The sequence below is a fragment of the Humisphaera borealis genome, from assembly GCF_015169395.1.
Lineage (GTDB): Bacteria > Planctomycetota > Phycisphaerae > Tepidisphaerales > Tepidisphaeraceae > Humisphaera > Humisphaera borealis.
Window position 1 is genome coordinate 6,520,091 of record NZ_CP063458.1, and the last position, 14,819, is coordinate 6,534,909.

The 14,819-nt window shown below is 63.4% G+C and carries 12 protein-coding genes; 4 read left to right on the plus strand and 8 right to left on the minus strand.

Annotated elements, in window-relative coordinates; all coding sequences use genetic code 11:
• Positions 1-231: 231 nt before the first annotated feature.
• Entirely contained in the window at positions 232-1,530 is a 1,299-nt protein-coding gene (locus tag IPV69_RS24545; protein WP_206292367.1) for a PQQ-binding-like beta-propeller repeat protein, read from the plus strand.
• A 132-nt stretch (positions 1,531-1,662) separates the two neighbouring features.
• On the opposite strand, the gene IPV69_RS24550 is transcribed toward IPV69_RS24545, so the two are convergent.
• Together IPV69_RS24550 and IPV69_RS24555 are read right to left on the minus strand one after the other, a co-directional pair.
• The gene (locus IPV69_RS24550) at positions 1,663-3,135 is read right to left on the minus strand and encodes an MFS transporter (RefSeq protein ID WP_206292368.1); all 1,473 of its coding nucleotides are present in this window, start codon (positions 3,133-3,135) and stop codon (positions 1,663-1,665) included.
• A gap of 113 nt (positions 3,136-3,248) precedes the next feature.
• A complete protein-coding gene (locus IPV69_RS24555) occupies positions 3,249-4,601 on the minus strand; it encodes an outer membrane protein assembly factor BamB family protein (protein WP_206292369.1) in 1,353 nt (450 codons plus the stop codon).
• Positions 4,602-4,827: 226 nt separating this feature from the next.
• On the opposite strand from IPV69_RS24555, the gene IPV69_RS24560 reads away from it, so the two are divergent.
• Positions 4,828-6,360: an outer membrane protein assembly factor BamB family protein gene (locus tag IPV69_RS24560; RefSeq protein ID WP_206292370.1), complete on the plus strand. Its 1,533-nt coding sequence runs from the start codon at positions 4,828-4,830 to the stop codon at positions 6,358-6,360.
• 319 nt (positions 6,361-6,679) lie between these two features.
• Positions 6,680-7,348, plus strand: coding sequence for a hypothetical protein (locus IPV69_RS24565; RefSeq protein WP_206292371.1), 669 nt, complete (start codon positions 6,680-6,682; stop codon positions 7,346-7,348).
• Positions 7,349-7,408: 60 nt separating this feature from the next.
• Here IPV69_RS24565 and IPV69_RS24570 read toward each other — a convergent pair whose 3' ends face one another.
• A complete protein-coding gene (locus tag IPV69_RS24570; RefSeq protein ID WP_206292372.1) occupies positions 7,409-8,140 on the minus strand; it encodes a DUF4339 domain-containing protein in 732 nt (243 codons plus the stop codon).
• 257 nt (positions 8,141-8,397) lie between these two features.
• On the opposite strand from IPV69_RS24570, the gene IPV69_RS24575 reads away from it, so the two are divergent.
• Positions 8,398-9,675 (plus strand): PQQ-binding-like beta-propeller repeat protein, encoded by a 1,278-nt coding sequence (locus tag IPV69_RS24575; RefSeq protein ID WP_206292373.1) that lies wholly within the window; start codon positions 8,398-8,400, stop codon positions 9,673-9,675.
• 130 nt (positions 9,676-9,805) lie between these two features.
• On the opposite strand, the gene IPV69_RS24580 is transcribed toward IPV69_RS24575, so the two are convergent.
• From IPV69_RS24580 to IPV69_RS27645, 5 genes are all read right to left on the minus strand, one after another.
• On the minus strand, positions 9,806-10,579 hold the full coding sequence (locus tag IPV69_RS24580; protein WP_206292374.1) for an ABC transporter ATP-binding protein: 774 nt from the start codon (positions 10,577-10,579) through the stop codon (positions 9,806-9,808).
• Positions 10,566-11,813 (minus strand): ABC transporter permease, encoded by a 1,248-nt coding sequence (locus IPV69_RS24585; RefSeq protein ID WP_206292375.1) that lies wholly within the window; start codon positions 11,811-11,813, stop codon positions 10,566-10,568. The genes IPV69_RS24580 and IPV69_RS24585 overlap by 14 nt, the downstream gene beginning before the upstream one ends.
• Before the next feature lie 101 nt (positions 11,814-11,914).
• Complete coding sequence (locus IPV69_RS24590; protein WP_206292376.1) at positions 11,915-13,273, minus strand: efflux RND transporter periplasmic adaptor subunit; 1,359 nt, start codon at positions 13,271-13,273, stop codon at positions 11,915-11,917.
• A 338-nt stretch (positions 13,274-13,611) separates the two neighbouring features.
• Positions 13,612-14,316, minus strand: coding sequence for a hypothetical protein (locus tag IPV69_RS24595; protein ID WP_206292377.1), 705 nt, complete (start codon positions 14,314-14,316; stop codon positions 13,612-13,614).
• A gap of 89 nt (positions 14,317-14,405) precedes the next feature.
• Positions 14,406-14,621 (minus strand): immunity 17 family protein, encoded by a 216-nt coding sequence (locus IPV69_RS27645; RefSeq protein ID WP_206292378.1) that lies wholly within the window; start codon positions 14,619-14,621, stop codon positions 14,406-14,408.
• Positions 14,622-14,819: the final 198 nt, after the last annotated feature.

Sequence of the window (14,819 nt, forward strand, 5' to 3'; positions counted from 1 at the left end):
CTTTTATCCTCGACCCATTTTCAAACAGCGTTTTGAGAACTGAGGATTAACGGTTCAAGACTCCCACATCGCTCGCACGGCTTGGAAAGCCGTGTCACGGACAGCCGGCTCGATCGATGAGCTAACGCAAAATCTCTTGCAGCATTCCACCGGCTCGATTGTACTGTGTCCGGGCGGATTCGCTGCCCTTTTCGCCTTGCCCTGTAACGTGGATTGAAAGGAACTCCGGTTATGACCGCACACACTCTCGCCTCGTCCTGGAAGCGCCGGCTGGTTCGCTCGGCGGCCGTTCTGTCCGTCGCCGCGATGACCTCGGTCGTCGTCGCCGCCGACTGGTCGCAGTACCGCGGGCCCAAGGCCGACGGCAGGTCCGACGAGGCCGGCGTCGCGAGCGGCTTCGCCAAGGCCAAGATCGCCTGGAAGATTCCCGTCGGCGAAGGCTTCGGCACGTTCGCGGTCGCCGGCGACGCGGCGTATCTGTTCCAGGACCGCCAGAGCCGCGAAACCCTGGTCGCTTACAACGCCAAGACCGGCAAGGAAGTCTGGGCCCGCCCGGTCGACCAGACCATCACCGACCGCCAGGGCGGCAGCAACCCGCGCAGCACACCGGCGATCGACGGCGACAACGTCTACGTGCTGTCGGTCAACCTCAAGCTCGCGAGCTTCGACGCCAAGACCGGCAAACAGAACTGGGTGAAGGACGTCAAGGCCGAAATGGGTGGCCAGGATCTGAAGTGGGGCAGCGCTGCGTCGCCGGTGATCGACGACAACCGCATCTACGTCGCCGGCGGCGGGGCCGGCAAGTCGATGGCGGCATTCGACAAGAAGACCGGCGACGTGCTCTGGGCCGTCGGCAACGAAAAGATCACCCACGCGTCGCCAGTCCCGGCGACGATTCATGGCGTGAAGCAGGTCATCTTCTTCATGCAGAGCGGCCTGGTCTCGCTCGCCGCCGATAGCGGCAAGGAACTGTGGAAAGCGCAGTTCCCGTTCAAGGTCAGCACCGCAGCAAGCCCTATCGTCGGCACGGGTGAAGACGCCGATATTGTTTACTGCTCGGCCGGCTACGACGTCGGCACGGCGGCGTTCAAGATCGGCAAGAGCGGCGAGGCCTTCTCGGCCCAGCAGTTGTACTTCCTGAAGCAGGAGAACAAGGAAGGGCACAACGTCCACCACTGGTCCACGCCGGTCTACCACGAAGGACACATCTACGGCATCTTCGGCTTTAAAGACTTCGCCGGCGGCAAGGGTGGCGGGGCACCCGTCGGCTGCCTGGAACTCAAGACCGGCCAGATCAAATGGCGGCAGCCGGGCTTCGGCAGCGGCGGCGGCACGATCTTCGTCGACGGGCACATCCTCGTGCAGGGCGACGCCGGCAAGCTGGCGCTCGTTGAAGCAACGCCCGCCGGCTTCAAGCAGAAGGCGTCCACGCAGATCCCCGGCGAGAAGTTCTGGTGCGCCGCGATCGTCGCCAACGGCAAAATCTACACGCGGAGCAAGACCGAAGCGGTTTGCATTGAGTTGAAGTAGGACGCGGATCGGGTACCGACAACCTGCCACCAGAAATCGAACGAGCCGGTATCGCGATTCGCGATACCGGCTCGTTTGTTTTTTCCTTCGCGTCGTCAGCGTTCGCGTCCGCCAAGGCGGACCCTGCGGTCCTCACGCCTTGGCCGGCGTGCCCGCGGGGGCTGGGGCGAAACCGGGTTCGGGCGGGGCGACCTCGTCCGACGGCAACGGCTTGCCCTTGGTCTCGGGCGCGAACGGCAGCGTGAACAGGCCGATCAGGAAGATCGAGCACATCGCGATCGCGCTGTACCGCAGCGGCAGCGAAGACGTCGCATCGCTCGTCGTGAACAGCTTGGTGAGATACGCCGAGAAGAAGCTGCCACCCGCGGCGGCGAAGCGGCCGAGGTTGTAGCAGAAGCTCGTGCCGGTGCTGCGCAGGCTGCCGGGGAACAGTTCGGGCAGGTAGATCGCAAAGCCGGCGAACGGTCCGAGCTGGGCGGCGCCCATCAGCGGCATCATCCAGTAGGCGTCGATCGGCGTTTCCATCTTCCAGTAGGTGAACGCGGTGACGACCAGCGCTGCGACAAAGCCGATCGCGAACGCCGTCCGGCGGCCGGTCGCGGCGGCGACCTTGGTGAACAACCACATGCCGACACCTGCGCCCAGCATGTTCAGCAGGTAGGCCAGCGTCTTGGCGTTTTCGACGTTGAGCTTGATGTCGGTCTTGGCGATCTTGCCGAGGGCGGCCTGTTCGGTGAAGTACTTGCCGAAGACCATGTTCTGCAGGTCGACAGCGTATTCACCGATCGCCCAGAGGCCGATCACGCCGGTCGAGGCGATGAGCGAACCGACGATCAGATTCCGCCGCCACCGGGTGGAACGCACCAGGTTCTGATACGGCACGAGAATGCTGCCCTTGGGAAGCTTCCCCTCGTTCTTGAGCTTGAGCCAGCTTTCGGGCTCTTTCAGTCGCTTGTAGCTGAAGACGACCATGATCGCCGGGGTCAGGCCGACCAGGAACATCCAGCGCCAGCCTTCGCCGCCCGTGATGGTGCCATTCTTCTCGAGGCTGTCGAGCAGGTACTTAATGCCGACGGCCATCACGTTGCCAACGGTGGACAGCACCTGCAACAGGCCAAGGGCTTGCACGCGGGCACCGGAAGGAACCGTCTCGGCGATCAGCGCGACGGCCAGGCCGAACACGCCGCCCACGCCCAGGCCGGTCAGGAAGCGGCAGGCGGTGAAATCGAACCAGGAATGGCTGAAGAAGCTGAGCCCCGTGAACAGGGAGTAGATCAAGATCGTGAGCATCAGCATCTTCGAGCGGCCGAACTTGTCGCCGAGCGCACCGAAGATGAGCCCGCCAATGCCCCAACCGATCAGGAAGAATGCCGTGACGACCTTGCCGAAGGCCTGCACATCGGCAGGCAGCGTGCCGGCGGGCGCCAGCGCGTTGAGAGCCGGGATGCGGGCGAGCGAGAAGAGCCGCTGATCGAGGCAGTCGAACAGCCAGGCCGCCGACGCAATGATGAATACGAACCAGTGATAGCCACTCAGCAGCTTGTACCAGGGCTTGCCCGGATCGGAGTTGTCGGATTGCGAGGACGGCTCAATCGAGATGGGCATTGCCATGGAGAAACACCAGAGAAGAAGGATGAAATCAGAAGGATGAAGGATGAAGCAAACCAGGACGAAGGACGACGCGGATCGTTTCCGCCTTCATCCTTCCGGCTTCATCCTTACTTGACGCCAAAGGCGTACAGCGTCACGCCTTCGCGGATCAGGAGCATGCCGTCGACGACGGCGACGGTGCCGCGAGCGCTTTTGTTACCGCCGAGCGCGGTCTTGCTGAGGATCTTGCCGTCTTCCGGCGAGACGACCCAGACGTCGCCATTGACGTTCATGCAGTAGATCTTGCCGTCGGCACCGGTCGGGGAGGCGCGGCATACGGCCTTGACGCCTTCGAGCTTGGTCACCCAGACGGCCGCGCCGGTGGCGGGGACGACCTTGGTCAGCTTCGTGCCGCCGTGGTCGAGAATGTAGAAGTGATTCTGGTAGTAGAGGGGAACGGGGACGTCGGAGGAGATTTCCTTGCCGTCGGTCTTCCAGGCGTGATGGCTGGTGGAAACGTCGCCGACGCCGCCTTCTTTAATGCCCATGACCGGGCCGTTCTTGGGGGCACAGGCCAGGATCATGCCGCCGCCAATGCCGACGGACGGGATCAGCCGCCAGAACGGTTCCTTCTTGGGGTCCCAGCCGGTGTAACGCCAGATCTCCTTGCCGGTGACGGGGTCGTGACCGGTGACGGCGTCGCCGCCGACGATCAGGATTTCCTCGCGGCCCTCCTTGGTCGTGTAGGGAATGGGGGTGGCGTACGACTCTTTGGTCTCCTGGACGGCGTCGGTCGGGCGGACGACTCGGAAGAGTTCCTTGCCACTCAGCGGGTCGAGGGCCAGCAGGTACGACGGCACTTCGTTGCCTTCGTACTTGATCGCACCCGGCAGGGCGGTGCCGGCGTAGGGCTTGTCGGTGTGCAGAACCTGCACATACAGCTTGCCCTTGTGCAGCGTCGGACTGGAGCCGTAGATCCAGTTGATGTTCCACTCGCCGATCTCACGCTGCAGGTTTCGGGCCCAGAGCGGCTTGCCGTCGACATCAAACGCGAGGATGTCGCCGGTGCCGAACATGAAGACGACGGTCTTGCCGTCGGTCACGGGCGACGGGGCCGCCACATCGTTTTCACCCTTCGGGCGGATCTGGGCGGTGCCGGCGTCCTTCTGCCAGAGGACCTTGCCGTCCGCACGGCTCAGGCAGATCACCGCCATCTTGCGGCCTTCGTCGATCGACGTCGTGAAGACGCGATCGCCGTAGACGATCGGCGTGGCGTTGCTGATGCCGGGCAGCTTGGCGGCCCAGAGCAGGTTCTTGTCTTTGCCGAACTCGGTCGGCAGGTTCTTCGCCGGGGACGAACCGTCGTAGTTCGGGCCGCGCCATTGTGCCCAGTTGGCGGCGTCTTCGGCACGTACGGGGCTCGCAATAGAGACGATCGCCGCCAGGGTCAACGGCATCAGTCGGGACAGGTAGCTCTTCATGACGTTTGTTGCCTCCGCCACCGAAATATGGTTGTGAAAATGGGCTGCAACCGGTGGTTCTCCGAGGTGACACCGATCGGCCCGGTCTTGTACCATCGAGCCGGCAAATAGTTAAGGGAAATGGTCGTTGAACTTATCGCCTGGCGGACGTTTCATCCGAGAACATGTGGCGACACCGTTATGGGCTTAGACGCCCGCCCTCCGTTCTCTCTTACGAGAATCGTTCATGAATAAGTTGAAGTTGTGCGCGTTCCTCGCCGCCGCCGTGTCGGCGGTCGCCGTTCCGTTGATCGCCGAGGATTGGCCGACGTGGGGCCGCGACGGCTCCCGGAACATGGTCTCGGCCGAAAAGGGCCTGCCGTCGGCGATTACCATTAAAGAGGGCGACGAAACCATCGACCTTAAGGCTTCGAAGGGCGTGCTCTGGGCGGCTAAGCTCGGTTCGCAGACCTACGGCAACCCGGTCGTCGCCGGTGGCAAGGTTTACGTCGGCACCAACAACGCCCACCCCCGCGACGAAAAGTACGAGGGGGACTACGGCGTCCTGTACTGCCTGGACGAAAAGACCGGCAAGCTCGCCTGGCAGCTGGTCACGCCCAAGCTCGCCGCCGGCCGAAATGTCGATTGGGAAGAATGCGGCATCTGCTCGTCGCCGGCCGTTGAAGGCGACCGCGTCTTTGTCGTCACTAACCGCGCCGAAGTGCTCGCCCTGGATACCGCGGGCCTGGCGAACGGCAACGACGGCGAGTTCAAGACCGAAGGCACCTACGTCGCCGGGCAGACCCCCGAAGGCGAACCCAAGCCGGCCTTGGAACTCGGCCCGACCGACGCCGACATCGTCTGGCGATACGACCTGCGGCACGAACTGGGCGTCTATCCTCACTACCAGACCGCGAGCAATCCGCTCGTCGTCGGCGACCGCGTCTACATCACCACGTCTAACGGCGTCGACTGGTCAGACAAGCACGTGCCCGCGCCCTACGCCCCGGCGCTGATTTGCCTCGACAAGAAGACCGGCAAGCTCCTGGGCCAGGAAAAGCTCGGCATCAGCGGCCGTACCTTCTATTGCAACTGGTCGGCCCCGACCTACGGCGAGCTGGCCGGCAAACCGACCATCGTCTTTGGCGGCGGCGATGGCATTCTCTACGGGTTTGACCCCGTTCCGGCCGCCGACGGCTCGCTCACCGAACTATGGCGCATCGACGGCAACCCGGCCGAGTATCGCAGCCAGGACGGCAAGCCCCTCAAGTACCGCGACGGCAAGGGCCCGAGCGAGATCATCGCCACGCCGGTGGTCGCCGGAGGAAGGATCTACATCAGCATCGGGCAGGATCCCGAGCATGGCGGCGGCGCCGGCGCGACGAGCTGCATCGAGATCGAATCAGCGGGCGGCAAGCTGACGCCGAAAATCGTCTGGCAGAACACCAACGTTGGCCGGTCGATGTCGACCGCTGCCGTCGCCGACGGCATGGTGCTGGTGCCCGAGTTGCTCGGTATCGTTCACTGCCTGGACGCCGCCACCGGCAAGGCGGTCTGGCGGCACGATGTCGAGTCCAACGTGTGGGGCTCGGCGTTGATCGCCGACGGGAAAATCTACATCGGCAACGAATCGGCCGAGCTGATCATCCTGGAGTTCGGCAAGGCCGAGAAGGTACTCGGCAAAGCCGACATGCTCGGCCCGATCTTCTCGTCCCCGATCGCCGCCAACGGCGTGCTGTACATCGCGACCGGGACGCAGTTGTTCGCGTTGAAAAAGTAGTAGTTCGGGAAGTGAAGAATACTTACGTTCGGCTTTCACCACGAAGAGCACGAAGATCGCGGAGGACACGAAGAGGAGCGACCAGGTTCGTCGACTCTCTCAACGGTCATCCTGAGAGTATGTGAGTTTTTAAGGAGCCGCGCACGGAGTGTACTCACGCAGTAAGCGGGGAATGACCCCAAACCGACACAGTTCCCGCTTACTCCGTGAGTACACTCCGTGCGCGGCTCCTTAAAAAGACTCTTCCGCTTCTCTTCGTGCTCTTCGTGGTGAATCCGTGAATCCGTCGCCCAGAAATCAATCCCCTACGGAGCTGCAAGTGCCCCGACCTCTGTACAAGAACATCCTCTGCCTCGCCCTCGTGTCGGCCTCGGCCGGTCTGTTGCTCGGCGATGCCAAGCCGCCGGCCGGTCCCTATTCGACCGACCTGCAGAAGTTCCAGCCCGGCCCGCCGCCGGAGGAACTGTTCATCCTCAACGGCGGCTTCAAGATCGTCGAAGACGGCACCAACAAGGTACTGGAACTGCCCGGCGCTCCGCTGGATTCCTTCGGCGTGCTCTTCGGGGCCGAAAACCTGATGACCGTTGAAGTGGGCGCCAAGATCCACGCCAGCAACGCCGGCCGGATGTTTCCCGAGTTCGGCATCGGGGCCAATGACTCTGGCGGTTGGAAGGTCTGGGTGCTGCCCGGGCAGGATGCGCTGATCCTTCGCAAGAAGGAGACCGAAGAGGTCGCACGCGTGCCCTACAAGTGGACGAGCGGGAGCTGGACCAGCCTGAAGCTGCGCGTCACCAGCGGCGGCGAGGGCAAGTGGACGATCGAAGGCAAGGCCTGGCCGGCGGATCAGAAGGAGCCGGAGGCCTGGACGATCAAGGCGACCGACACCGTCGCGCCGCCTGCCGGTCGTGCCAGCATCTGGGGCCACCCGTACGCCGGCACGCCGATCCGGTTCGACGACCTGTCGTCCACGCCGGTGGCATCCAAGTAGGGTCCGCCTTGGCGGACGCGATGACTTGTTCCGTTGGTGCGGCGTCCGCCAAGGCGGACCCTACGTGACGATGTAATACAGCGACACGCCGATATCGATTCCCGCCATGACCATCGCCGCCACGGCGGTGGCGAGGCCGACGCCTGTCGGGACCGTGCCGCGACCGTTCGGCCGCCGCCACAGGTCACCTGCCGACGTCCACCCGAGATACATCGACAGCAATCCCAGCGGCAATGCCAGCTTGAACAGGCCGATCAGCGCCAGCCCCAACGCCAAGAGCGCCACGCCGCCCGGGTTCCGCGGCCGGGCACTGCGAACCGCATGGGCGGCGGCCTTGGCCGGCAGCCGACGGGTTACCGAATCGGCGGCGGTCGGTGCCTCTGCCGATTCGGGAACGCCCGTTCGATGTACTTCAAGCGTGTCGGTGGCCGCGTTGTCCGAAACCGCAACGTCAACCTCTTCCGCCGAGGCCGTCTCGAAAGGCTCGGCGGCATTCGATTGTGACACCCGGCGATACGGCCTGGCCGGCGCGTGGGCGATATCGACATCCACCGCCAACGCCGCGGCGAGGCGGGCCGTCAGCTTGGTTTCAATCGGCGCCGCCAGCGGCGGGGGGCCAGGAATCGGCTCTTCGAACCGCGCCTGCGACGCCGTCACCCATTGCGACTGGTCGCCCCGGCGGACCAGGTCCGACGGCCGAAGATCGCCCGCCTGGGCCAGTTCCTGGAGCATGTCCCAGGTGATCGGCCCGCGTTCCAGACCATGAATCCGGCAAAACCAGAGCGACGCCATAGAAGTTGTGGTTTTCGTTGAGAGGTCCATAACAGCAGCCCTCGCCGGCCATGACCGCCACGGCCGATATCTCTTACATCCCATTCAAACTGGGTAAGGGCAAACGACTGGGCGGGGGCGATAACGGGGCTTGTGGCATGGGAAAGTTGCCTATCCGCCCATGCCACAATCCACCGGTTCGCAGGTAGAACAATCAGACCGGCCGCCGCGGAGAGCTGCCGAATCGGTCCACTGTCTTCTGGTTTGCGGAGATCTGCATGATGCTTGCTCGCCTTAAATCCCGTCGTGTCGCCGGTGCGCTTTTCTCGGCGGCGATCGCTCTTGGTGCGATGTCTTCCTTTGCCTCTGCCGCCGAAGGCGACTGGCCGCGCTGGCGCGGGCCCAACTTCGACAACGTCTCCCCCGACACCGGCCTGCTGAAGGAATGGCCCAAGGACGGCCCGGCACTGGCCTGGAAATCGACCGACGTCGGCGCGGGCTTCTCCAGCATCTCCATCGCCGGCGGCAAGATCTTCACCATGGGCGAAGCGGGTGATTCCAGCTTCGTCGTCGCGCTCGACATGACCGGCAAAAAGCTCTGGTCGACGAAAGTCGGCAAGACCGGCGGTGGCGGCGGATACCCCGGGCCGCGCTGCACGCCCACCGTTGACGGCGAACACCTTTACGCCGTCGGCCAGTACGGCGACCTGGTCTGCCTCCAAGCCGCGACCGGCGCCGAACTCTGGCGCAAGAACCTCAACAAGGACTTTGGCGGCAAGATGATGAGCGGCTGGGGCAACTCCGAATCCCCGCTGGTTGACGGCGACCGCCTGATCGTCACGCCCGGCGGGAAGAAGGGCACCGTCGCCGCGCTGAACAAGCTCACCGGCGAAACCATCTGGCAGTCCGACGACTGGACCGACGACGCCGCCTACACCGGCGTCATCATCGGCACGATCGCCGGCAAGAAGCAGTACGTGCAGTTCACCGCCGCCAGCGTGGCCGGCCTGAACCCCGAGACCGGCGACGTCCTCTGGAAGGCCGAGCGCAAGGGCCAGACCGCCGTCATCCCCACCCCGGTCGTTCATAACGATCACGTTTTCGTCACCAGCGGCTACGGCGTCGGGTGCGACCTGTTCAAGGTGACCGCCGACGGCGCGACGTTCAAGGTGGAGAAGGTCTACTCCAACAAGAACATGGTGAATCACCACGGCGGGGTGATCCTGCAGGACGGCAAAATCTACGGCTACTCCGACGGCAAAGGCTGGAGCTGCATCGACCTGCTGACCGGGGAAACCGTCTGGAAGACCAAGGAAGAACTCGGCAAAGGCGCCATCAGCTACGCCGACGGCATGTTCTATCTCCGCGACGAAGGCAAGAGCAAAGGCACCATCGCGCTGATCGAAGCGTCGAAGGAAGGCTACAAGGAGCACGGCCGGTTCGCCCCGCCCAAGCTCAGCGGCAAGGAACAGTGGCCCCACCTGGTCATCGCCGGCGGCAAGCTGTACGTGCGGGATCAGGAAACGCTTTACTGCTATGACGTGAAGAAGAAGTGAGCACGTGCCTCGCGGTTTTGTGTTCCAATTGAATACAGAATGCAAAACATGCAATGAAAAAAGCAAAACGAGAAAAAGGCGTCGATAGCCTCTTCTCATTTTGCATTTTTCATTGCATGTTTTGCATTCTTCATTCGTTCCTTGGCGTCCCCGCGCCCTCTCGCCCCACATCCGAGATGATCCGCCCGTCTTCCATCGTAATCATCCTGCCCGCCCGTTTGGCCAGCGCGGTGTCGTGCGTGACCATGACGATCGCCTGACCTTTGGAGCCCAGTTCGTCGAAGATCTCGGCGACCCGGTCGCCGTTCTTGCGGTCGAGGTTGCCGGTCGGTTCGTCGGCCAGCAGCACCGCCGGGTCGTTCGCCAGCGCCCGGGCGATCGCCACGCGCTGCTGCTCGCCGCCGCTCAGGCGGTTGGCCCGGCGGGTGGCTTTGTCGGCCAAGCCGAACTGCTTCAATAGGCCCACCGCCTTGTCGATCGCGTCGCGACGGCTGAGCTTGCCGAGCTTCAGCATCGGCAGCGCCACGTTCTCGGCCGCGGTGAACTCCTTCAGCAGGTAGTGGAACTGGAAGACAAACCCGCACTTTTCGTTGCGCAGCGATGCCAGTTGCGTCTCGCCGAGCCCCGTTGTGTCTTCTCCACCGATGAACACCCGGCTCGGCGGGTCGAACGGCTTCTGTGTTTCCGGGTCGTTCTGCGTCGGGCGATCGAGACCGCCGAGCAGGTAGAGCAGCGTGCTCTTGCCCGACCCGCTCGCCCCCACGATCGACACATACTCCCGCCGGCCGATCGTGACATCCACGCCGCGCAGGATCGTCGTAAAGTTCTCGGCGTTGCCGAGCACGCGGTAGAGGTTCTGCGACCGCAGGATGGCGTCGGGATCGCCGGGGCTAGTGCGCTCCACGGATCACCTCCACCGGGTCGTACTTCGCCGCCCGCCGAGCCGGGTACACCGCCGCCAGTGTCACCACGATCATCGAACTGATGAACGCCGCCACGTACTGGCTGTTGTGCTCGCTCATCAACAGGCCTTCGGTTTTGACCAGTCCCTCCATCGGGATCGGCACCCGCCGCAGAATCTCGATCGACGCCTTGCCAGCCAGCAACCCCAGTGTCGAACCGATCGCACCGATCACCAGCCCCTGGAAAATGTAGATGATCGTGATGTCGTTACGGCTCAGGCCGAAGCTTTTCAGGATCGCGATGTCGTTCACCCGCTCCAGCACCGCCATGATCAGAATGTTCAGCACGCCAAACCCCGCCACGATCAGCAGCGCCGCCGTGATGATGTAGGTGATGATGTTCTGGATCTTGAAGATCTTCAGGAAGTTGGCGCTCGCCTCCTGCCAGCTTTCGGTGCGGTAGCCGGAGATGGTTTCGATCTGCTTGGCGTACGCCTCGGCGTTGTCGTAGTTGTCGGTGCGGATCGCGATCTCGTTGACGATATTCTTCTTGTTCAGCAGCGTCTGGGCCGAGTTGATGAGCATGTACGCCCGGCTGTAATCGACCGGCGTCACCCCCGTCTGAAAGATGCCGACGACCTTGCAGTTCATCCGAGCCCCTTCCGGCCCGGCCAGCGACAGGCTGTCGTCGAGCTGCGCCCCCAGCACATCGGCCACGCCACGACCCAAAATAATGCCGTCGCCGCTGGTCCGCAGCCGGCTGAAGTCGCCGGCAACCAGGTCTTCGCCGATGGTCGTCACCTTCATCTGCCGCTCGGGCTCGACGCCGAAGATCGTCAGCGGCACGGTCTTGGTGCCGTAAGTGGCAATGCCGTTGCCGTTGACCAGCGGGGCGGCGGCGACAATCCCCGGCATGCGGTCGAGCATCGCGAGCAGCCCGCGGGCATTGCTGATCTTCTTGGTCGTCTCGCGCGGCTTGACGCCCTGGATCGACAGCAGGGCGTTGGGGTCGGTGTAAACGCGCTCCAGGATTTCGGTCTTGGTTTCGCGCGGCTCATCCTTGATGGTGATGTGCCCGGTCGATTCGACCGTCTCAATGATGAACTTGTCCGACAGCCCGTTCATCAGCGCCGTCATCGAGATGAACATCGTCACGCTGATCACCACGCCGGCAATGCACACCAGCGATTGCCGCTTGTGCGAAAGAAAGTAGCGGATGGAGATGAACCAGAGCATTGGAACGCAAACGCTGAATGCGGAATGATGAATGCTGAATCAGGAACGACCACTGCGGTTGTGCTGCTATTCAGCACTCAGCATTCCGCATTCAGCATTTCCTAAAATCCGCCTCGAAACAGTTCCTTTTCCTTCGGCTTGTTCAGTGCCGCGGCGATGCGGGGGTCGATGCGCTCGCCGATGCGAATCGACTTGCCCGCTTCGATGCCGACGATCGGGCTGATCACCACCGTCTCGCCGGGCTTTAGGCCCGAGACGATCTCGATCCGCTCGACGCCTTTCAGGCCAACGACGGCGTCGGCCGCCGTCAGCTTGCCGCCGCGAATCGTCCAAACCTTGCCGTCCTGCAGCGCCTGCGACGGGGCGACGAGCGTCTTGGGGTGATACGCGGTGATGAACATCAGTTCGCCGGTCATGCCCGCCTGCATGCGGTCGCTGGGCTCGTCGATCGCGATGTCCACCTCGAACGTCCGCCGTTCCTGGTCGGCCTTGGGGTAAATGCGCGTCACCCGCCCGAGAAAGGTGCGGTCGGCAAAGGCATAGAGCGACATCTGCACGGGCTGCGTGCGGAACTTCCACCCCGCCAGCAGCCGATCAAAGCCGAACAGCGGGTGGAGCAGTGCCGCCAGCTTCTGCTGGCTGTCGGGCGGGTAAACCTTGGTCACGTCCTCTTCGTCCACCTGCGCCCGCATGACCAGGTTCGACGGCGACGTGTTGGCGATCACCACGATCGGGTCGTTCACCGCGATCCGCGCGCCGATCTGCTGCGGCTTGTCCATCACAAACCCGTCCACCGGGCTGACGATCTTCGTCTGCTCCAGGTTCCAGGTCGCGATCTTCAGCGCCGACTCGGCCTCGGCCAGCTCGCGGGTCAGCTTCAGCCGCATCTGCAGCTTCTGGGCTTTGAACGATTCGAACTCGCTGTTGACGCTCTTGAGCCGGTCCAGCGCCCGGTCGTAGTCGGCCTGGTTGACGACCCGCGCTTCCTTGCTGGCGCTGTACCGCCTGAACTCGCGGTCGGCGGCATCCACCAGTTCGCCGTAGTTGGCGATCTTCGCGTCCAGCTCCTGCAGGACCGGCGAGGTTTCGACATCGGCCCGGGCCTTCTTTTCCTTCACGTCGGCCAGCGACTTGTCGTAGGTGTACTGGTACCCCTCGTTAAAGATGACCGCCAAGACCTGCCCCTTGCTGACGCGGTCGCCTTTGTCGATGTAAGGCGCTTCGCCGGGCGGCGCTTTGATGAACCCTTCGACCGGCGCGCGGATGGCGTGTTCGCGGTCGGCCGGTTCCAGCGTGCCGGTGGCGTAAAACGCGGCGATGGCGGGGCCCTCGGCGATTTCCGTCACCGTCACCGCCGGCCGGCCGAAACGCAGCAGCGACACGCCAACGACAATCACGCCAACAACGCCGGCGGCGATCAGGATCCAACGGACGGGGGATAGAGCGCGTCGAGGTTTCATGGTGGGTTGGTCCATGGCGGTTCGACAGGGGTTGGCAGCCATGGCCGGTTCCCCCCAGTATCAGGGGCACGCCCAAGTATAGACACGGCGGACGCCCCTTGTGAAAGTTTTCACAATTCCAGCCCTGACCCACCCGCGGCCACCGGCCGACGCCGCTCGGCAATTGCTCCCAGCAAAGTAGGGTGGGGTTTACCCCACCGAGCCATGTTCGACGACCTGTTGTGTCACTTCCCGCGCGGCACAGAAGATCCGCCTCCGCGAATTCGACCGCTGAACCACACCCTTTCCGATTCGGTTCCGCCAGCCCACGTCGCCGAACTTGTCACCCGTCGAGCGGTTTACGCCGCGTCGGCCGGTCCGCCGTCAAGGAGCGCAGCGCGAACGAGGGAGAGACTGTCCGAGACAGATTTGCTCAGCGCGTGGATATGCCGCTTCCAGTGGTCATTGAGTTGATCGTAGCACGTACAGCCGAAGAGAAAGACTTCCGGTACACGTGCCGGACACCCACTTTCCATTTCGATCAGCCGCTCCGCCAGGTGTGCGAGCACGTCATTGGTGGTGCCCAGGTGGGCGTGAACCAGAAGCAGCGCGAGAAGCCCGAACAAAGCCTCGCGCGAACGTTGTTGCGTCCACGCCGCATACGCCTCCTCGAATGCCGGCAACAGCAGCCGCCACAACGCGGCGTCCTGCAACGCGGCGGCGTCATCCATCAAGCTGATCAGCGTGTAATTTGGCGGGAAGTCATCATCGTGGGCACGGCCCGAGACAGACATTCCCAGTGCAACGGCATTCGTGAAAACCCGGAAACGGCGAAAGCGGTCCGAGTCCGGGCCAGCGTCGGCGTCTACCCATCGCGTCAGGCCGACGGTTTCTGTGATCTCGAAGTTCGTTCTGAGCGGGATCGATCGCGAATCGCGTATTTCCAACCACTCACGCACGTAGTTCGGATAGCCCGGATCGTTCGGGGCGAACGCGGCAACATCATCCTGCGTGACAAGGTCCGTCGCATAGTTGAACAATTCTTCGCAGGCAGCGTGCACCACGTATCCTCCGACGCCTGAGCGTATCACGAGACCGTGGGACGGCCATGCCCCGCGCACCCTGCGGGCAGATCCGCCCCGGGCAACCGGCGTCACTTCGTATCGTGAATCACGCCGGCGGCGAAGAGGGCTCCGAAGATGACGAATGCGATACCGAAGACGACATAGAAGATCCGCGCTCCGCCGCGCCCGCAGACGGCGCACACGAACCGCGCCTTGGGATGGTTCATGAACCAGTCCCAGTCACAAACAGCGCCAATGATCGTGAACAACCCAGCCCCAACGAATGCCAGTCCCCAAGGATTCATATCGCTCCCGGCAGATTGATCTGTAGTCCCGATCCAGGGCCAGGAAGGCACCTTCGATCGTTGCGATCACAGCCTACGTTCGCAGCCCGTCGAGTCAACGATCGGGCACGCATCCGGCCCGGCAAGGACGAACCGGCTGACGGAGCAGGGCAACCGTCCCCGCCAAAGTAGGGTGGGGTTCACCCCACCGAACCCCGT